The following is an 18,536-nucleotide window of genomic DNA, read 5'->3' on the forward strand; positions in this document are numbered from 1 at the left end:
GCTCCGTCGCAAACATCCCTGTTTGCGACGGTCCTGAAAAGCTCGCCCCGGCACGTCACCTTCAATTTGCGGGTTTGAGTTTTACCTAACCAATTAAATCTCTTCGGCGTTCAGGTATTCCTCTACTTCCAGGTCGAAACCGGAAATAGCACTGAATTTGAACGGGGCGCTCATCAGGCGCATTTTGCGTACTTTCAGGTCGCGCAGAATCTGCGAGCCGGTCCCCACCTGCTTGTACACCAGATCCTGGCTCGGGCGCTGTTGCTTGCCGCTGATCAGCCAGTCGATGCTATCTTCGATTTCATCGGTGGTTTCGTTGTGGCAGATCACCACCACAACGCCCTTGCCCTCTTCCGCGACTTTTTTCAGTGCGCTGCGGAAGGTCCAGGGTGCGTATTTCTCGTCACCGCGGCGGAGGCTGAAGACATCGCGCAGGGTGCTGGCGACGTGTACGCGTACCAGGGTGGGCTCTTCCGGTTTGAATTCACCGAGGTAGAACGCGAAGTGGCGTTCACGGCGGGCTTTGTCGAGGTAGGTGCGCAGTTTGAATTCGCCGAATTCGGTGTGCACTTTGCGCTCATTGACGCACTCGACGGTTTTCTCGTTGAGGGCGCGGTAGTTGATCAGGTCGGCGATGGTGCCGATCTTGAGGTTGTGCTGCTGCGCGAATTTTTCCAGATCCGGGCGGCGCGCCATGGTGCCGTCGGCGTTCATGATCTCGACGATGGCGGCGGCGGGCTCAAAGCCGGCGAGACGGGAAAGGTCACAGCCAGCTTCTGTGTGGCCGGCGCGGCTCAGTACACCGCCCGCTTGGGCGCGGATCGGGAAGATGTGGCCGGGCTGCACGATATCGGACGGCTTGGCGTTGCGGGCGACGGCGGCGCGAATGGTGCGGGCGCGGTCGGCAGCGGAGATACCGGTGGTTACACCTTCGGCGGCTTCGATGGAGACGGTGAAGTTGGTGCTGAACTGGGCGCCGTTGTCGCGGGACATGAGCGGCAGCTCCAGCTGCTTGCAGCGCTCTGCACTCAGGGTCAGGCAAATCAGGCCACGGGCATGGGTGGCCATGAAGTTGATGTCTTCGGGACGAACCTGCTCGGCGGCCATCACCAGATCGCCTTCGTTCTCGCGATCTTCGTCGTCCATCAGGATGACCATTTTGCCCTGGCGGATGTCGTCGATCAGTTCTTCAACGCTGTTCAGTTCCATAACTCTCTCAAATCGTATTTGGCAAGTCTGTTGGGCTTACCCGGTGTTTCCCGTAGGAGCAGATAATCGACCCGAACGATATTCAGGCTTTGTAAAAACCGTGCTGGGCCAGGAATTCCATGGTCAGGCCGTCGCTTTTGGGCTTGGCTGCGGCATCCCCCAAGAGTAGTCGCTCGAGGTAGCGCGCTATCAGGTCCACTTCCAGATTCACTTTGCTACCGGTCTGGTAGCCACCAATCACGGTCTCCGCGATGGTGTGGGGCACGATAGTGAGTTCGAACTCGGCGCCATCTACCGCATTCACCGTAAGGCTGGTGCCATCCACGGTGATGGAGCCCTTGTGGGCAATGTATTTGGCCAGCTCGTCCGGGGCGCGCAGGCGGAACTGCTCGGCGCGCGCGGTGGTCTTGCGCCACAGCACTTCGCCGATGCCATCCACGTGGCCGCTCACCATATGCCCACCGAGGCGGGTCTGGGGCGTGAGTGCCTTTTCCAGGTTGACCCTGTCGCCGAGCTTCCAGTTTTTCAGGGTGGCCACCGCCAGGGTCTCGGCAGATACATCAGCCCAGTAACCGTCACCGGGCAGCTCCACCACGGTCAGGCAGACACCGTTGGTGGCAATGCTATCGCCGAGTTTGACATCGGCGAGATCCAGCTTGCCGGTGTTCACCCGCAGGCGCAGGTCGCCGCCCTTGGGCTGCAACGCGGTGATGGTGCCAACGGCTTCAACAATTCCGGTAAACAAATCGGGTCACCTGCTAGCGTTCGATATCCGTGGTGGCGGTAATGCGCCAGTCGTGGCCGACGGCGCGCATATCGGTAATGGTGATGGGCAACATCGAGCCCATCCGCTCGATCGGCAGCTCAAACAGCGGCCTGGCGCTGGAGCCGAGAATCTTGGGCGCCACATAGACGATGATTTCATCCACATGGCCCTGGTACATAAAGGCACCGGAGAGGGTCGCACCGCTCTCGATGAGTACTTCGTTGCATTCGCGACGGGCGAGCTCTTTCAACAATTCACCCAGGTGTACGCGGCCGTCTTTGTCCGCCGGCAGTACCAGTACCTCGGCACCGGTCTTTTGCAGGCGCGCGCGGCGCTCGGGGTCCGACGCTTCGGTAGTGACCACCAATGTGGGGGCGTCGCCCTGCAATATAAAGGCCTTGGCCGGGGTGCGCAGTTTGCTGTCCACCACCACCCGTAGGGGCTGCTTCTGCGCTGCGGCCGCGGCTTCTTCCGCCGGCAGGCCCATCTCTTCCGGGCGCAGGTTCATGTTCGGGTTGTCGTGGCGGACGGTGTCGACGCCGGTGACAATCGCGCAGCTGCGTGCCCGCAGGCGCTGGACATCCGCGCGTGCGGCGGGGCCTGTTACCCATTTGGATTCGCCACTGGCCATGGCGGTGCGGCCATCGATACTCATGGCGGATTTGCTGCGCACCAGTGGCAGGCCGAGGGTCATGCGCTTGATAAACCCGGGGTTCAGCGCGCGGCAGGATTCTTCCAGCAACGGGCCTTCCACTTCAATACCCGCATCGCGCAGTTTTTGTAACCCTTTGCCGCTGACCTGCGGGTTCGGGTCTTCCATACCGTACACCACCTTGGCCACGCCCGCGGCAATCAGGGCATCGCTGCAGGGTCCGGTCTTGCCACTGTGACTACAGGGTTCCAGGGTGACGTAGGCAATCTTGCCTTTGGCGCCCTCTCCACCATCGAGCGCGCCGGCGTCCCGCAAGGCTTCCACTTCCGCGTGTCCGAGGCCGGCGCGCTGGTGCCAGCCCTCGCCGACGATATTGCCGTCGGCATCGGCAATCACACAGCCAACCCGGGGATTGGGCATGGTGGTGTAGAGGCCGCGTTCGGCCAGCTGGATCGCGCGGGCCATGAGTTCACGAGGGCTCATCCGCGCTCCTCGCTCTTCGCCTTGCGGGTATTGAGGCGCTCGATTTCGTCACTGAAGTCGCTGACATCTTCAAACCGGCGATAGACGGAGGCAAAGCGCACGAAGGCCACCTGATCCAGCTCCCGCAGCTGCTCCATGACCAGCTCGCCAATATGCATGGCGGGCAGCTCGCGCTCGCCAGTGGCCTGCAGGGCGTGCTTGATCTGGGCGACAGCGGCTTCAACCCGCTCGGTGCTGACCGGGCGTTTCTCTACTGCGCGCTGGATGCCGGCGCGGAGCTTGTCTTCGTTGAAGGGCTCGCGCTGGCCGTTCTGCTTTACGACTCGCGGCAGCAACAGTTCGGCGGTTTCAAAGGTGGTGAAGCGCTCGTGGCACTGCAGACATTCGCGGCGACGACGCACCTGGTCGCCATCGGCGACGAGGCGGGAGTCTACGACTTTGGTTTCTTCTGCGCTGCAGAATGGACAGTGCATGGGGAGTGGGCCCTTTGGAAAATGGGCGGCAGTTTAACACACGGGGGCAAATTGCCGCATTCCTGCGCCGCAGTAGCGCGCAGAACCTCCCAGGCGGGCACCAGAGGGTGGGGAAGTGAGCCTCAGATAAGGCCGGCCATGGGTAACCTCGGCCGGCCAGCAAGGCATTGCATTCCGGACTTACAGCGCTTCCCGCTCGATGATCCGGGTCCAGAGCTTGTGCCGCAGCGCCAGTACGCTGCTCTCAGTGGGACGGGGAACCCAGCTGTTTGCCAGATTGACCGGGTCCGGGTAGATGGCTGGGTTCTTCAGCACCTCCGGAGCCACCAGCGCGCGGGCCTCCCGGTTGGCGTTGGCGAACTGCGTTTCGTTGGTGATTTTGGCAATCACGTCCGGCCGCAGCAGGTAGCGCATGAAGGTGTAGGCATCTTCTTTATTGGGCGCATTGGAGGGGATGGCCATCACATCCATCCACAGCGGCACCCCTTCCTTCGGCATGATATAGCGGATTTCGAACGGCTTGCCGGACTCCCTCGCTATTTGCTGCGCTTCCAGAATATCGCCGCTCCAGCCGTGCACCATGCAGTGCTTGCCGCTGGCCAGGTTTTCAACGAAATCCCCGGTATCAAAATCCGTTACGTACAAACGCACCTTGGCCAGCAGGTTGGCCACCATAAACTGGTGCGCACTGCTCATGCTGTTGGGATCCTTGCCGATGTACTTCAGCCCCACGTCGAAGATCTCTTCCGGAGAGCGCAGCAGCGTAACCCCACAGTGATCCAGCAATGCGAGTTTTTCAGGGTCAAACAACAGATCCCAGCTGTCCGGCGGCAACTGGCCACCATAGGCTTTCTTCACTGCCTGGACGTTGTAACCGATACCAACGGTTCCCCACAGGTAAGGCAGTACAAATTTGTTTTCCGGATCGACGTAACGCAGACGCTCCATAAACAGGGGGTCATTGCGATCCCAGCCTTCCAGCTTGCTGCGATCGAGGGGTTCGAGCAGGCCCTCGGAGGTGTAGCTGGGAATGCTATCGGAATCGGGCACCACGATATCGAAGCGCTTGCCGTCCTTGATCCACATCTGTTCGAGTTCTTCGATGTCATCGAACTCGGTGTAGTGAACCTTGATTCCGGTTTCCGCCTCAAATTCCGCCAGTGTGTCTTCGGCAATGTAGTAAGACCAGTTGGCAACGTATATTTCACCAGCCAGTACAGGTTGCACCAAGGCCGCTGCCAGGATCAGTCCACCCGTGAATAATTTGAACGACCGCATCATGTTCTCCTAGCCCAAAATTGCCCGTCATTGCAGGCAATATCCTGGCTCCCCCCTAATTCGTGTCCCAGCACTGGGGACATCAACTACCGAGACGATTGCCCACCCAGTGGATGCGGCATATTTGGCACGGAGTGCCGTAACCCAAAGGTATCAGCACGCGAAAACAGGAACTGCCGATCAGTTCCGGCAGCCCCTGTTTTTCTCATCACCAAGACATGGATCAGCCCTGGTGAATCTCCTTGGCGACGCGCTCACCAGAACTGATGGCGCCATCCATATAGCCGAACATTTCCAGTGCGGTGTGCTCGCCACAGAAGTGCACATTGCCCTCCTTCAGGCTCTGCGCACCCCACCAGCCGGTGAATTCCCCGAGCATCGGTGCGGTATAAGAGCCCTTCGACCAGGGGTTAACGGCCCATTTGGAAAGCATCGCGGTGCCGGTAAAGGCGGCGCTGGTGCCGGGGAACACGTTATCGACGATGCCGAAGAAATGGTTCAGGTCGTTGGCACTGGGCGGTGCGAATGGCTTGTCGCCGCCGATCTGGCGACCGTAATCGGCACCGAAGAAGTCCACCAGGATGCCGTCAGTAGTTCCGGTCACAGAGGTCGAATCCCAGGTGTCGAAGAGCTCGGGACGGCCGACATAACTCACGCCATTCGGGGTGAACAGCTGACCATTAACCATCGTGGGCTGGTTCCAGGGACGCGTGGCGCAGTGCACCGCCATCTTGCCATTGGAGCCCAGCGTCAGGCGCTCAATGGCCATGCGCTTCTCGGGTCGGAAACCGTTGTAAATCCGCGGATCGATGTCCACATCGCGCAGGGTGGTGAACGGCAGCGCCAGCACCAGGCGATCGCACACATACTGGTGACCATCGGCAAAGTGGAGGGTATAGGGACCGTTCAGGTCGCCCTTGATCGCCTCCAGCTTGCGGCCGTATTCGATGGTGCCCTCCGGCAGCTCTTCCGCCATGCGGGTCGCGATCTGGTCGTTACCTCCCACGATGCGGAAGCGCTCGTCGGTGCCCGCCAGCGGCAGCGCGGTGTTGATCGGGTTCCACGCCAGAATGTAAATCAGGTTCAGCGCGGTGGTGGTCTCCGGCTGCACACCGTACTCGGCGACGATATTTGCCTGGAAAACCTGGCCCATGTTGGAGTTGGCGCCGATACCGACGTGATCCAGCCAGGAGTTCACATCGATATTGTCGAGCACCCTGTGCATTTCGTTGTGGCTGTCGTAAGTAGGCAGCCATGGCGCCTGTGCCTGGATGTTCTTGAAGATTTTGTAGACATCGCGCCATTCTTCATTGAGCTGGTGCTCGCTGTATTGTTGGCCGTTGGCCCAGTACAGCTCGTGTCCGCCGGGGACCGCGTTGCCGTTCACATCTTCGACATCCAGACCCAGCTGGCTGGCCAGGTTGCGGGTATAGGTATGCTCGGTGGAAATCAGTTCGCCACCGCGCTCCACCGGGCGGCCAAAGATGGTGCGGTTGGTATTGATCCGGCCACCCACGCGGGTATTGCCTTCGAACACCTTACAGGTGGCACCGTTGTACTGATACAAGCGGTGGGCACAGCGCAGGCCAGCGAAACCGGCGCCGATAACCGCAACGCGACCTGGATCGGTTGCGCCACCGGCGATCGCCTGGGCCGGACGGGATACAGTAGAGGCAGCGCCACCCGCACCCAGCACCGCAGCGCCCAGGCCGAGTTGCTTCAGGAACTGACGACGCCCCTCCTCGGAAGCATTTTTGCCGCCGAATTTGACCCCTTGATTGATGATATCCAGGCTCTCGTCTGCCGAGATGCCGGTTTTGTCGGAGAGTTCCTGAGCCGCACGCAGGCGGCGCAGAAGGCTCGCCATGGGGGATAGGGATTTGCTGCTTTTCATTTTCGTTGTCCCAGTGCTTGGTGGATTTCCGGCCCCAATACCCCAAGGCCGCACATTAAAGAGCGCGCTTTCCATTCCGCTGGCCAGAGAGGCAGGCATCTGCCGCACCACGCTTAGCAACCAACGCAATATGTAGAATATTTTTTATTCAGAATGGAAATATATTCGCGGGAATTCTACCTAAGACGCCACACAAATCGAACATTTATTCAAAAATGTTCAAAAAATAGGGAAAATTACCTAACAAGAAACCAACGATTGGCAAGAATGGCCGGTTCTATCAGGGCTGGTCGGCGGTTACGCAAAAAACCGGTGGGCGATATTACAGGCAAAAAAAAGCGGCTCATCGAGCCGCTTTTTCGCTTGGGTCAGGTAAGCCTGCTTACTTGTAGACCGGGAATCGTGCGCAGATCTCCAGCACCTTGGCTTTCACTTCCGCGATGGTCGCGTCAGCGTTGCCCTTCTCCAGCGCGTCGAGAATGTCGCAGATCCAGTTGGTCAGCTGCTTGGTCTCTTCCACACCGAAGCCGCGGGTGGTGATGGCCGGGGTGCCAACACGCAGGCCGCTGGTAATGAACGGGGAACGCGGGTCGTTGGGCACGGCGTTCTTGTTCACGGTGATGTTGGCGTTGCCCAGGGCTTCGTCCGCATCCTTACCGGTGTATTCCTTGCCGATCAGGTCCACCAGCATCAGGTGGTCGTCGGTGCCGCCGGACACGATGTTGATACCGCGATCCAGGAAGGTGGCCGCCATGGCGCGGGCGTTTTCCACAACTTTTTTCTGGTAAGCCTTGTACTCGGGGCTCATGGCTTCCTTGAAGGAAACCGCCTTGGCCGCGATCACATGCATCAGCGGGCCGCCCTGGCCGCCCGGGAATACCGCGCTGTTCAGTTTCTTCTCGATCTCTTCATTGGCCTTGGCCAGGATGATGCCACCGCGGGGGCCGCGCAGGGTCTTGTGGGTGGTAGAGGTCACCACGTCTGCGTGCGCAATCGGCGACGGGTAAACGCCCGCAGCTACCAGGCCAGCCACGTGGGCCATGTCCACCATCAGGTAGGCGCCAACCTTGTCGGCGATGGTGCGGAACTTGGCCCAGTCCATGATACGGCTGTAGGCAGAGAAGCCGGCCACGATCATCTTCGGCTTGTGTTCCAGCGCCAGGCGCTCCACTTCTTCGTAATCCACTTCGCCGGTTTCCGGGTTCAGGCCGTACTGCACCGCGTTGTACATCTTGCCGGAGAAGTTGACCTTGGCACCGTGGGTCAGGTGACCACCGTGGGCCAGGCTCATGCCCAGTACGGTGTCGCCGGGGGCGCACAGCGCCTGGTAAACCGCGGCGTTGGCCTGGGAGCCGGAGTGCGGCTGGACGTTGGCGTAGTCGGCACCGAACAGTGCCTTGGCGCGCTCGATGGCCAGGGTCTCAACCTTGTCGACGTACTCGCAGCCACCGTAGTAGCGCTTGCCCGGATAGCCTTCGGCGTACTTGTTGGTCAGGCTGGTGCCCTGGGCTTCCATCACCGCGGGGCTGGTGTAGTTTTCTGAGGCAATCAGCTCGATGTGTTCTTCCTGGCGGCGGTCTTCGTCCTGAATCGCATCCCACAGCTCGGCGTCGTAAGAGGCAAGAGTGACTGATTTATCAAACATGGTATTCCCTCGGATAAGGCGCACATCGCGCAAGCATAATCTCGGACAGGGCATTTACCGACCCGATTGCGACCGGCCCGCCCCAGAAAGCGGCGCATTGTACACCAAGGGGTAGCCCGCGGTGCAAAGGGTGCACGTGAAACAAATTCATCTCAGCATTGAGCAAATTCAAGTTTGCCGAACAAAAAACATACAGACGCCAAAGGCTGTGCAATAAAGGCCGGTATGTGCCGGCCACGCATGAAAGCAAGATCCGCCAGGGCCCTGCAAATGCGGGTGATCCCCCTCATCGAAAGCGGGCTGTAAGCGACGAACCGTTATAAAAGAGCCCTCACAACGGCACCGTCCGGCGCGCCCCACCAGCGGACTGCGTGCAATGAAACTGCAACGGTACTGCCATCGTCTCTTGCTATTTTGGTCACAAATAACCAAAGAGAAAAAATTATGCACATCAAACACGGCTTTCTGATCCCACTGGCATTTCTTGCGGGCTGCGCCGCCAATCCGGCCCAGCAACCGCTGACCGCGACCGGTGTGGTGGTGGAAGAAAATGGCAAATTTTTCCTGCAGGGTACCGATGATCGCTACCACCTGAACCGTATGCCGCAACTGAATTACACCAAATACCTCGGTCGTGAGCTGGTGATTCAGGGAGAGGTTCCGAATTACTGCCACCAGGCGTGGGAAGATTCCATTATCCGGGTCAATGGTGGCGCGGAGATGGTGGATCTGAACCGCGTGGACTGGTCCGACTGCCTGGAAGCCAACAAGATAAGCCTGGTAACCAATGACGGCCATCGCCTCGTGTACGACTGGGAAAAAATCGACCTCGAGGATTATTTCTTTTAATCCCCCCCCCAAAGACGTCCGTTTAAGCGCCCCTAGCCCCAAAGGGGCGCAGCTCTCCCCGCCAAGTCATGGCAACTTGATCCATATCAACCGCTTTCCGCCTCCTGCGACAACAATAAAGAAATCAAATAAGACGTTGGCCATGGAGACAAGCGATGAACAGCACCTATCGGCAACTTTGCAGCGATCACAAACATATGCAGACACTGCTCGATGTGTTTGAGCACTTGTTGCAACAGCTGGGAAAACACGATCGCGACCCCGCCACCTTGAGCCTGATCATGGACGCGCTGGATTATTTTTCGGTTTACCCGGACCAGTGGCACCACCCGATCGAAGACCTGGTTTTCGAGTCTCTGCTGGGCAAACCGGTGGACGTGCGCGATGTTATACACAAGACACTGAACGAACATGAAAAAATCGCCGCGGCCACCCGCCGCATGAACCAGCTGTTTTACGCGGTGGCGAACGACGCGGCGGTGGAGCGTGAACAGCTGTTTGGCGCAGCCAGGGAATATATCGAATTGCAGCGCCGACACCTCAAGCGGGAAAACGAGATCCTGTTTCCGCTGGTCGCAGAGCTGCTGACACCGGCGGATTGGCACGATATCCGCGCCAAGCTTGAGCAGCGCCAATCCGCACATTTCACCGAAGGCGTGAAAAAACTGTATGAATCCGCCTACCGGGATCTCGCCGAACTCGCGACCGAAGCCGTTGCCTGACACGGGCACTCCGGTATCAAGTGCTGGAAATGGGATTCAGGGATAGGGGAAACAAGCGCAAGCGGGCTTAACTGGACAACCTGGCCCGCCGTGCGGCCTCAGCTTTCGTAGCTGCAGTGCGTGCCCGCCAGCTCACTGAGAGCAATCAGGTCGAGAATGGTTACCGAACGGCCCTGCACCTTGATCAGTCCCTGCTTTTGAAAGCGGGAAATCAGGCGGCTGACGGTTTCTGCGGTAAGCCCGAGATAGTTCGCGATATCCATGCGCGGCATCGACAGGATAAATTCACTGGCGGAATATCCGCGACGGGCGTAGCGGCTGGAGATGTTGATCAACAGTGCCGCCAGGCGGCTGTCCGCCGAGCGCTTGCCCAGCAGCAACAGGGCTTCATTTTCCTGTTTCAATTCTTCAGAAAAAATACTGTAGATCTGCTTTTGCAGCGCGGGAATTTCCTGCGCGAGGCTTTCCAGCTGGCTGAAAGGCAGCACACATACACTGCTCTCTTCCAGCGCCTCTGCGTAGCCGGGGTGACTGCCACCACTGTAGGCGTCGAGTCCCAGCAGTTCCCCCGGAAGCGCAAAATGGGTTACCTGGGTATCACCGTCCGCACCGATCACCGCCGACTTGAAGCTGCCGGAACGAATGGCAAACAGGCCGATAAACGGGTCGCCGGCGCGAAACAGGGTTTCGCCCGCCTTGACGATTTTCTTCTTGCGGGTGACCTGTTCCAGACGCGCAATATCTTCCTCACTCAGGCCTACAGGAAGGCACAGTCGCCGCACGGAACAATTGCTACAACTGACTGCAGAAGAAGTCTCTTTCATTGAATGCCCGGTTCGCTGCTTTGCAAGTAAGTTTTCGAAGCCGAAATAATAGTGGCCAATATTCTATCCGCTTAACCGGGTTAAAGCACCCGCGAGTAGCGGGCGCCGGTCTGCTGACCGTGCAGATAAACGTCGAACGCGGCGGCGGCGTTGCGCAGGAACCAGCGCCCCCGCTCTGTGACGTAGAGGTCAGACGGTGACTGCCCCAGCAGTCCGTCTGCAAACATGGGCTGCAATCGCGCCAGTTCCGGGGCAAATGCAGACTCGAAAGACTGCCCAGTTCTCGCCCCCACTTCCCTCTTGTCGATACGCAGATGGCACATCAGCTCCATGATCATCCACTGGCGCAGACGGTCGTCCTGGTTAAGCTGCCAACCGCGACAGATGGCTTCGCCGCGCTCGCCGATTGCCCCGGCGTACTCCTTCAGGCCGTGATGATTCTGCCAGTAGCCGTCGCGGCTGTAGCTGATGGCGGATGCACCGAGGCCGACCAGTGCGTCCGCCGGCATCAGGGTATACCCCTGGAAATTGCGCGCAAGGCGCCCTTCCGCGCCGGCCTGTGCCAGAGCATCGTCCGGGCGGGCAAAGTGGTCCATGCCGAGAAAAACATAGCCCGCTTCGGTAAGGCGGCGACTCGCTGCCAGCTGCATGGCAATCTTTGCCGACGGCGACGGAATCAGGTCGGTATTGATCAAACGCTGGGCCTTGAAGCGCTCCGGCAGGTGGGCGTAGTGATACAGCGCGATGCGGTCCGGGGCCAGTTCCATAACGGTGTCGATGGTTTGCTCCAGGCTCGCGACGTCCTGCCCCGGCAGGCCGTAGATCAGGTCGTAGGAGATGGAGCCAAAACCCCGCTCCCGTGCGCCCTCGGTCAGCGCGCGCACCTGCTCGGGACTGCAGATCCGGTTGACGGCACGCTGCACATCCACGTTGAAATCCTGGATACCCAGGCTCAGGCGGTTGAAACCCAGCTCGCGCAGGGTATCCAGGGTCTCGCCCTCCAGAACCCGCGGGTCGGCTTCAATGCTGTACTCCACGTCTTCACCGGTACGCAGGTCGAAGATTTCCCCCAGTCCCGCCATCAGGCGCCGCAGGTCTCCGTCGTTCAGGAAGGTCGGGGTTCCGCCCCCCAGGTGCAACTGCACCACCGGTGCCTTCGCCACCCGCTCGCGATACCACTGGGCCTCGCGCAACACACTGTCTAGATAACTGGAGGCCAGACCGTATTGATTGGTGATGATCTTGTTGCAGGCGCAGAAGTAACACAGCGAGCGACAGAACGGGATGTGCACATACAGCGACAGGGTTTCCACGTTTTTCAGCGCGTCCCACGGCTGCTCGCCCGCCGCCGATCCGCTCAGCGGATAGAACCGGTCGGCGGTGGGGTAAGACGTGTATCGCGGGCAGGCCCCGGCGTAGCGAGCCAATAGTTGCGGCGACAGTGCGGGCAGTTCCTGACTGGGCGTAGCGCTGACTGCACTATCACATTGATCGGCCATCTACAGAAAACCTCTGGGATTGAATCGCTGATGAGGGAGGAGTTGAAAATTATCCGGAGATGTACCGCCGCCTCTTGATCTCGATCAAGGGGCGGCGGATTCTGGCGGGGCCTTGCGCCCGGAACCTGCGGTTCAGAAGCGGTATCCGAACCCGGCGGTGTAGACCAGCGGGTCCAAGGCCACATCTGCGGTTACAACACCGACACCCGGCACCTTGACCCGCGCCTTGGTGTCGATGTCCATCCACCACAACGCGACATTGAACAGCCAGCGATCATCGGCGCCAAACGCGATATCCGCCCCCACTTCGGCGGCCACACCGCTGGAGTTTTTCAGAGACAATTCGGCCTTGCCGGTCGCCCCGAGGGTTGCAAACACATCGTTTGCATCGGCGGCAATTTCCTCATCAAAAAACACGGTGTAATTCAGTCCCACGCCGACATAGGGCTGCACACGGGAGGATGGTGCCAGCGGGTAGTACTGCAACAGTACTGTGGGAGGAAGATGCCGGGTTTCACCGAGGTCGAAGGTTTCCCCCAATCCGGACACTTTCAGGTCGTGGCTGAACGGGGTGGCGGCAACAACTTCCAGTCCCCAGTGATTATTCAGCATGTACGTGCCGATCAGACTCAGTGCCGTTCCATTTTTAACGTCCGCTGCGGTTCCGGCCAGCGTGACATCCCCAAGGGCAAGGGCGCTGGAATTCACGTCCGGACTTACGGTTGCCGCGCCACTGCGCAATATGAAATCACCGCTCTCATAAGCAAAAGCCGAACCGCTCACCAGGGAAGCGAGTGCGCAGCAGAAAGCCATTTTTTTCATGTATATCTCCAAATCCTTAGTCGTGGTTTATTCGCCCGAGGTTTGGCTTTTGCATTATTGATTTATCGATCCCCCGAGGTTGTCGCAGAATAAACACGGACAACGCGATACTGCTTGATGCAAATCAATAGCACAGCATGCGCTGAAAAAAGCACGCAAAAAATCGGATACAGGAAGGAATGAAAAAAGGCTGTGCACAGCCCCCGGGATGGGGGCTGTGGATCAGTCTCCCGCCGGGCGGCGGAACAGATTCTGGATACTGGAAAAATCCAGTACGCGGTTGACGGGGTCACCACCGTGTAACTGATACAGATTTTTCGCCAATGCCCCCAGCGGCGTGGAAGAGGCACTACCGGCCGCGGTATCCATGGCAAGGCCGAGATCTTTCAACATCAGCGTTACCGAAAACCCACCTGAGTATTCCCGCGATGCCGGCACGCCGTCCATCACTCCGGGATAGGGGTTATATTTTTCCAGCGACCAGTTGCCGCCGGAGCTCGCGCGCATAATTTCCGACAACACTTTCGGATCGAGACCGTTATCCACCCCCAGCTGTAGCGCCTCGGCGGTGCCGATCATATGAATAGCGAGCAACATGTTATTGCAGATTTTCGCCACCTGCCCGGCGCCGGCGGGACCCGCGTGGAAGATATTCGCCCCCATGGCCTGCAGAAACGGGCGCGCCGCATCAACCGCAGTGGCATCACCTCCGCACATAAACGACAGGGTGCCGGCAGCCGCCGCAGCCGTGCCACCGGACACCGGCGCATCGATCGCGCGAATTCCGCGGTCGCCCGCCGCAGCTATCAACTGGCGCGCATCCCCCGCGGCAATGGTGGAGCACTCAATCACCAGCGCGTTCGCGTCCATCACCTGCAACAAACCGCGAGCGCCGAGGAAAAGTCCCTTTACCGCCTCGCCACTGGGCAGCATGGATATGACGACATCGGCGTCCTGTACCGATTGGTGCGCGCTCTCACCCCGCACACATCCACTGGATTCCGCCTGCTGCAGCGCAGCTTCCGACAAATCAAACGCGGTAACTCGATACCCGGCAGCAACGAGATTGGCGGCCATCGGACCACCCATGTTGCCGAGACCGATAAAGGCGATCTTCTCCATAAATTTCATCTCTATTATTATTTTTTACTTATATGCCTTTCCGGCACGCTTACCGGAAGAAAAGTATTGAGCACAACTTTGTCACTGATCCACTGGGCAAAGCAAGTGAAGCAGATAGTGCCCGCGTCTACGGCAACTGAACCAAACGCCCTTTCACCGCTGAGCGCCGGTAAAAATGAGAGTTTGCGCGGTATCTTTACGAGATACCGCGTTTTTATACTGCCTTCCCCGATCACAAATCCGCGAGTGGACTTTCTGGCCAGGGTGATTTGAAGCAGCGCTCAACCTGCTCCCAGGTAACCTCTTCCAGCGTCGCCGGCTGCCATTTCGGATTGCGATCCTTGTCGATCAGCAGTGCACGCACGCCTTCTTTCACCTGACCGCTGCTGCACATATTCACCGCCAGAGCCAATTCCATCTGCAGAACCTGCGCGAGCGACATATGCCGGCCACGGCGCAGCTGCTCCCACACAATCCACGCGGTCAGCGGGCAACCCGCCGTCAAGGTGGCGGATGCGCGCTGCAACCATTTATCGTCGCCGCTGTACGCGGCGATCGCCTGGTAAACTTCCGGCAGGGTGGCACCGTCGGTCAGCTCCTGGATAACGTCGTAATGGGTGCGCAAGTTCGGCGCAGGTTGCGCCTCTGCGGCCAATTCCAGCGACTGGATCTGCTTGCTGACCAGCACGTGGTTGTATGTAGGGTCTGTGGTGAAGTCGAGTGCGGCCAGACCATTCAGCAGCAGGTCTTTGCTTTCGCTGGGCAACAGGCGATCGGCCATACCGCAGTAAAGCGCATCCGTGCCGTTGAACTGGGCGCCGGTGAGGCCGAGGAACAGGCCAGTGCGCCCGGGCATGCGGTTCAGGAACCAGCTGCCACCCACATCGGGGAACAGGCCGATGGTGATTTCCGGCATGGCCATGCGGGTGGTTTCGGTGACGATGCGGTGGCTGGCGCCGCTCATGATGCCGATACCGCCGCCCATGACGATGCCGCTGCCCCACACCACGATGGGCTTGGGATAGGTGTGGATGCGATAGTCGAGGCGGTATTCGCGGGTGAAGAAGTCTTCGACGAACTGGCCGGCCTTGTCGTCGCCATAGCTGCCGGACTCACGGTGCAATGCCACCACATCGCCACCGGCGCACAGGGCCTTGTCACCGGTACCTTCGATCCAGATACAGGCGAGACTGTCGTCGCTCTCCCACTCATCCAGCTGTGCGGCCATGAGATCAATCATGTCGAGGTTGAGGGCATTGAGGGCTTTCGGCAGATTGAGCGTCAATTTGCCGAGCGCACCCTGGCGTTCGACGATGACGGGTGATTCCTGGGTCATACTGGTTCCCGGTTGTCTGGTTTGGGGCAAAGTTAAACATAGATGGGCTGGTGGTGGCATTACCTCCTTCTTCCCTCCTTAGGCTTTTGGTAGCACGGTGGTATGTTCTTTCGCAGACCCGGTGGCGGCGGAGCACCGGGTAGAGGTTTTCAATACCGGGCTAGGCGCCCCCCTTAAGTACATCCATGGAAGCTGCGTCGGCGACGTCCCTGTCGCCGACGCTTTTGAAAACCTCTACCCGGCACCCCGCCTGCGCATCTAGTTAATCACTTCGTAGCTACGCAGCTATGGGGCTAACCCAAACCAGTAGGTTGAAGTTTTCCAACAAACTGCTAACTTGCGCCCAAATTCTGACCGAGTGGAATCGAGCTCTAATGGCTGAGTACGTCTATACAATGAACCGCGTGGGCAAGGTTGTTCCTCCCAAGCGCGAAATTCTGAAAGATATTTCCCTGTCCTTCTTCCCCGGCGCCAAAATCGGCGTGCTGGGTCTGAACGGCGCCGGTAAATCCACCCTGCTGCGCATCATGGCCGGCGTGGATCAGGACTATAACGGCGAAGCCCGCGCCATGCCGGGTATCAAGGTCGGCTACCTGCCCCAGGAGCCGCAGCTGGATCCCGCCAAGAACGTGCGCGGCAACGTGGAAGACGGCGTGCGCGAAGCCATCGACGCCCTCGCCGGTCTGGAGCAGGTTTACGCCGACTACGCCGAGCCCGATGCGGACTTCGATGCGCTGGCGAAAAAGCAGCAGAAGTTTGAGGACATCATCCAGGCCTGGGATGCGCACAACCTTGAGCACCGTCTGGAAGTCGCCGCCGACGCCCTGCGCCTGCCGCCGTGGGATGCAGACGTGAACAACCTGTCCGGTGGTGAGAAGCGCCGCGTGGCCCTGTGCCGCCTGCTGCTGTCACGCCCGGACATGCTGCTGCTGGACGAACCCACCAACCACCTGGACGCGGAATCCGTCTACTGGCTGGAGCGTTTCCTGCACGACTTCGACGGCACCGTGGTTGCCATTACCCACGACCGTTACTTCCTGGACAATGTTGCCGGCTGGATTCTGGAACTGGACCGCGGCCACGGTATTCCGTGGGAAGGCAACTACACCACTTGGCTTGAGCAGAAAGAGAAGCGCCTGGAGCAGGAGCAGAAAGGCGAACAGGCTCGCGCCAAGGCCATGCAGAAAGAACTGGAATGGGCCCGCCAGAACCCGAAAGGCCGCCAGTCCAAGAGCAAGGCTCGTCTCGCCCGTCTGGAGGAGATGCAGTCCCAGGAATTCCAGGCCCGCAACGAGACCAACGAAATCTACATTCCGCCGGGTGAGCGCCTGGGCGACAACGTGATCGAATTCAATCACGTCAGCAAGGGCTTCGGTGATCGCCTGCTGATCGACGACCTGTCGTTCCGTGTACCCAAGGGCGCGATCGTCGGTATCGTCGGCGGCAACGGCGCCGGTAAGTCGACCCTGTTCCGCATGATCAACGGTAAAGAGCAGCCGGATTCCGGTGAGATCAAGATCGGTGAAACCGTGCAGATCGCCAGCGTCGACCAGAGCCGCGAAAACCTGGACAACAACAAGACCGTGTGGGAATGCATTTCCGACGGTCACGACATTCTCAAGATCAACAACTACGAAGTTGGCTCGCGCAATTACATTGGCCGCTTCAACTTCAAGGGCAGTGATCAGCAGAAGCGCGTGGGCGAGCTGTCCGGTGGTGAGCGCGGCCGCCTGCACCTGGCGTACACCCTGAAACAGGGCGCCAACGTGCTGCTGCTGGACGAACCGTCCAACGACCTGGATATCGAAACCCTGCGCGCACTGGAAGAGGCCCTGCTGAGCTTCCCCGGCTGTGCCATGGTGATCTCGCACGACCGCTGGTTCCTCGACCGTGTGGCGACCCACATCCTGGCCTACGAGGGCGACAGCAACGTGGTGTTCTTCGAAGGCAACTACACCGAGTACCACGAGGATTTCGTGAAGCGCAACGGCGACAATGCCACTCCGCACCGGATGCAGTACAAGAAGCTGAAGACCTGATTAGCTTTAGTGAAAATAAGAAAGCCCGCATTTTGCGGGCTTTTTTATTCCAGTTGTTAACACACAATAAAAAAGCCAGCCCCAGGGGCTGGCTCAAGCAAGAGAGTTTCCAATTGGATGGCCCGAAGGCCACCCCTTGGGTTTGTTGTTTTATTTCAACTAAACAGATCAGTTGAAGTCGTAGCGAACACCGAAGCGGATGCTGCGCGGATCCTGATAGTACACCGGCATGCCGTAGAATTCGTACGGCTGGTCAGTACCGTCCAGATCACCGACTTCCTGGGTCTCAGCAACTGCATCGCTGTTGAAGATGTTAAACACATCCAAGGACAGCAGCAGTTTCTGGCCGTTGGCCATCTCGATCGGGTACTGGGCGTTTACGTCCAGGTTCCAGTAGTTGTCGGTGCGGCCGAGGCTACCACGCGAATTCAGCTCACCCTGACAGTAGAAGGACTCGGAACCGTAGGCCTGTGCAAACTCGTCAGTCGGGTGCATACCGAAACAGTTCTTCGGACGACCTGTCTGCCACATGAAGTTGGCACCGACACGCAGACCCATGTCAAACGCGTAGTTACCAAATGCCTTGATGGTGTGACGACGGTCATTCGGCAGGTCGCCGTAACCGCCATCCAGCAGTCCCGGCTGGTCGAAGTTAGTGGTCAAACCGGAGTCAGTCTGGCCGTTATCGGAGCGCACACCGCCTTCGTTGTTACCCCAGCTGTGACCCCAGGTGTAAGACGCGTCCATACCCCACTTGCCATCGAAAGGACGTTTGAAAGTGAACTCCAGTGCACCGTACTGGCGCTTGGCTTCCGGGTAACCCAGCTGATCGGCGGACAGTTGAATGAACTCACCCATTTCCGAGTTATAGATATTCATATCATTGCCCGGATTGGTCAGCACGTACTGGTGGAAACCGCTAA

General features: G+C 59.0%; 16 protein-coding genes. 3 read left to right on the top strand and 13 right to left on the bottom strand.

Going from position 1 to position 18,536, the window contains the following annotated elements; all coding sequences use genetic code 11:
- Positions 1 to 93: 93 nt before the first annotated feature.
- From ribBA to glyA, 7 genes are all read right to left on the bottom strand, one after another.
- Positions 94 to 1,209 carry a bifunctional 3,4-dihydroxy-2-butanone-4-phosphate synthase/GTP cyclohydrolase II gene (gene ribBA, locus VIL80_RS12850; RefSeq protein WP_332036498.1) on the bottom strand — a complete coding sequence of 372 codons (1,116 nt, stop codon included), beginning with the start codon at positions 1,207 to 1,209 and terminating at the stop codon, positions 94 to 96.
- Positions 1,210 to 1,291: 82 nt separating this feature from the next.
- Positions 1,292 to 1,954 carry a riboflavin synthase gene (locus VIL80_RS12855; protein ID WP_332036499.1) on the bottom strand — a complete coding sequence of 221 codons (663 nt, stop codon included), beginning with the start codon at positions 1,952 to 1,954 and terminating at the stop codon, positions 1,292 to 1,294.
- A 13-nt stretch (positions 1,955 to 1,967) separates the two neighbouring features.
- Complete coding sequence (gene ribD / locus VIL80_RS12860) at positions 1,968 to 3,110, bottom strand: bifunctional diaminohydroxyphosphoribosylaminopyrimidine deaminase/5-amino-6-(5-phosphoribosylamino)uracil reductase RibD (protein ID WP_332036500.1); 1,143 nt, start codon at positions 3,108 to 3,110, stop codon at positions 1,968 to 1,970.
- The gene (gene nrdR, locus VIL80_RS12865) at positions 3,107 to 3,583 is read right to left on the bottom strand and encodes a transcriptional regulator NrdR (RefSeq protein WP_138235560.1); all 477 of its coding nucleotides are present in this window, start codon (positions 3,581 to 3,583) and stop codon (positions 3,107 to 3,109) included. The genes ribD and nrdR overlap by 4 nt, the downstream gene beginning before the upstream one ends.
- A gap of 180 nt (positions 3,584 to 3,763) precedes the next feature.
- The gene (locus VIL80_RS12870; RefSeq protein ID WP_332036501.1) at positions 3,764 to 4,861 is read right to left on the bottom strand and encodes an extracellular solute-binding protein; all 1,098 of its coding nucleotides are present in this window, start codon (positions 4,859 to 4,861) and stop codon (positions 3,764 to 3,766) included.
- Between the two features lie 223 nt (positions 4,862 to 5,084).
- Positions 5,085 to 6,755 (bottom strand): flavin monoamine oxidase family protein, encoded by a 1,671-nt coding sequence (locus VIL80_RS12875; protein WP_332036502.1) that lies wholly within the window; start codon positions 6,753 to 6,755, stop codon positions 5,085 to 5,087.
- 382 nt (positions 6,756 to 7,137) lie between these two features.
- Entirely contained in the window at positions 7,138 to 8,400 is a 1,263-nt protein-coding gene (gene glyA, locus VIL80_RS12880) for a serine hydroxymethyltransferase (protein WP_332036503.1), read from the bottom strand.
- A 444-nt stretch (positions 8,401 to 8,844) separates the two neighbouring features.
- On the opposite strand from glyA, the gene VIL80_RS12885 reads away from it, so the two are divergent.
- On the top strand, positions 8,845 to 9,249 hold the full coding sequence (locus VIL80_RS12885; RefSeq protein WP_332036504.1) for a hypothetical protein: 405 nt from the start codon (positions 8,845 to 8,847) through the stop codon (positions 9,247 to 9,249).
- A 155-nt stretch (positions 9,250 to 9,404) separates the two neighbouring features.
- The gene (locus VIL80_RS12890; protein ID WP_332036505.1) at positions 9,405 to 9,971 is read left to right on the top strand and encodes a hemerythrin domain-containing protein; all 567 of its coding nucleotides are present in this window, start codon (positions 9,405 to 9,407) and stop codon (positions 9,969 to 9,971) included.
- Positions 9,972 to 10,069: 98 nt separating this feature from the next.
- Here VIL80_RS12890 and VIL80_RS12895 read toward each other — a convergent pair whose 3' ends face one another.
- From VIL80_RS12895 to VIL80_RS12915, 5 genes are all read right to left on the bottom strand, one after another.
- Complete coding sequence (locus tag VIL80_RS12895; protein WP_332036511.1) at positions 10,070 to 10,855, bottom strand: fumarate/nitrate reduction transcriptional regulator Fnr; 786 nt, start codon at positions 10,853 to 10,855, stop codon at positions 10,070 to 10,072.
- A 20-nt stretch (positions 10,856 to 10,875) separates the two neighbouring features.
- The gene (hemN, locus tag VIL80_RS12900; protein WP_332036506.1) at positions 10,876 to 12,294 is read right to left on the bottom strand and encodes an oxygen-independent coproporphyrinogen III oxidase; all 1,419 of its coding nucleotides are present in this window, start codon (positions 12,292 to 12,294) and stop codon (positions 10,876 to 10,878) included.
- A 132-nt stretch (positions 12,295 to 12,426) separates the two neighbouring features.
- On the bottom strand, positions 12,427 to 13,116 hold the full coding sequence (locus VIL80_RS12905) for an OmpW/AlkL family protein (RefSeq protein ID WP_332036507.1): 690 nt from the start codon (positions 13,114 to 13,116) through the stop codon (positions 12,427 to 12,429).
- A gap of 222 nt (positions 13,117 to 13,338) precedes the next feature.
- Positions 13,339 to 14,238 carry a 3-hydroxyisobutyrate dehydrogenase gene (gene mmsB, locus VIL80_RS12910; protein WP_332036508.1) on the bottom strand — a complete coding sequence of 300 codons (900 nt, stop codon included), beginning with the start codon at positions 14,236 to 14,238 and terminating at the stop codon, positions 13,339 to 13,341.
- 232 nt (positions 14,239 to 14,470) lie between these two features.
- On the bottom strand, positions 14,471 to 15,574 hold the full coding sequence (locus VIL80_RS12915) for an enoyl-CoA hydratase/isomerase family protein (protein WP_332036509.1): 1,104 nt from the start codon (positions 15,572 to 15,574) through the stop codon (positions 14,471 to 14,473).
- 374 nt (positions 15,575 to 15,948) lie between these two features.
- Here VIL80_RS12915 and ettA point away from each other — a divergent pair, with 374 nt between their 5' ends.
- Positions 15,949 to 17,613, top strand: coding sequence for an energy-dependent translational throttle protein EttA (gene ettA / locus VIL80_RS12920; RefSeq protein WP_332036510.1), 1,665 nt, complete (start codon positions 15,949 to 15,951; stop codon positions 17,611 to 17,613).
- Between the two features lie 168 nt (positions 17,614 to 17,781).
- Here ettA and VIL80_RS12925 read toward each other — a convergent pair.
- The coding region (locus tag VIL80_RS12925; RefSeq protein ID WP_527250116.1) for an outer membrane beta-barrel protein at positions 17,782 to 18,536 on the bottom strand (755 nt) is incomplete at its 5' end.

It is taken from the genome of Microbulbifer sp., from assembly GCF_036563125.1.
GTDB lineage: Bacteria > Pseudomonadota > Gammaproteobacteria > Pseudomonadales > Cellvibrionaceae > Microbulbifer.

Bases quoted from the DNA above. Each gene is read 5' to 3' on its own strand.
- ribBA (WP_332036498.1), bottom strand. From the start codon at position 1,209: ATGGAACTGAACAGCGTTGAAGAACTGATCGACGACATCCGCCAGGGC.
- ribD (WP_332036500.1), bottom strand. From the start codon at position 3,110: ATGAGCCCTCGTGAACTCATGGCCCGCGCGATCCAGCTGGCCGAACGC.
- nrdR (WP_138235560.1), bottom strand. From the start codon at position 3,583: ATGCACTGTCCATTCTGCAGCGCAGAAGAAACCAAAGTCGTAGACTCC.
- VIL80_RS12870 (WP_332036501.1), bottom strand. From the start codon at position 4,861: ATGCGGTCGTTCAAATTATTCACGGGTGGACTGATCCTGGCAGCGGCC.
- VIL80_RS12875 (WP_332036502.1), bottom strand. From the start codon at position 6,755: ATGAAAAGCAGCAAATCCCTATCCCCCATGGCGAGCCTTCTGCGCCGC.
- glyA (WP_332036503.1), bottom strand. From the start codon at position 8,400: ATGTTTGATAAATCAGTCACTCTTGCCTCTTACGACGCCGAGCTGTGG.
- VIL80_RS12885 (WP_332036504.1), top strand. From the start codon at position 8,845: ATGCACATCAAACACGGCTTTCTGATCCCACTGGCATTTCTTGCGGGC.
- VIL80_RS12890 (WP_332036505.1), top strand. From the start codon at position 9,405: ATGAACAGCACCTATCGGCAACTTTGCAGCGATCACAAACATATGCAG.
- hemN (WP_332036506.1), bottom strand. From the start codon at position 12,294: ATGGCCGATCAATGTGATAGTGCAGTCAGCGCTACGCCCAGTCAGGAA.
- VIL80_RS12905 (WP_332036507.1), bottom strand. From the start codon at position 13,116: ATGAAAAAAATGGCTTTCTGCTGCGCACTCGCTTCCCTGGTGAGCGGT.
- mmsB (WP_332036508.1), bottom strand. From the start codon at position 14,238: ATGGAGAAGATCGCCTTTATCGGTCTCGGCAACATGGGTGGTCCGATG.
- VIL80_RS12915 (WP_332036509.1), bottom strand. From the start codon at position 15,574: ATGACCCAGGAATCACCCGTCATCGTCGAACGCCAGGGTGCGCTCGGC.
- ettA (WP_332036510.1), top strand. From the start codon at position 15,949: ATGGCTGAGTACGTCTATACAATGAACCGCGTGGGCAAGGTTGTTCCT.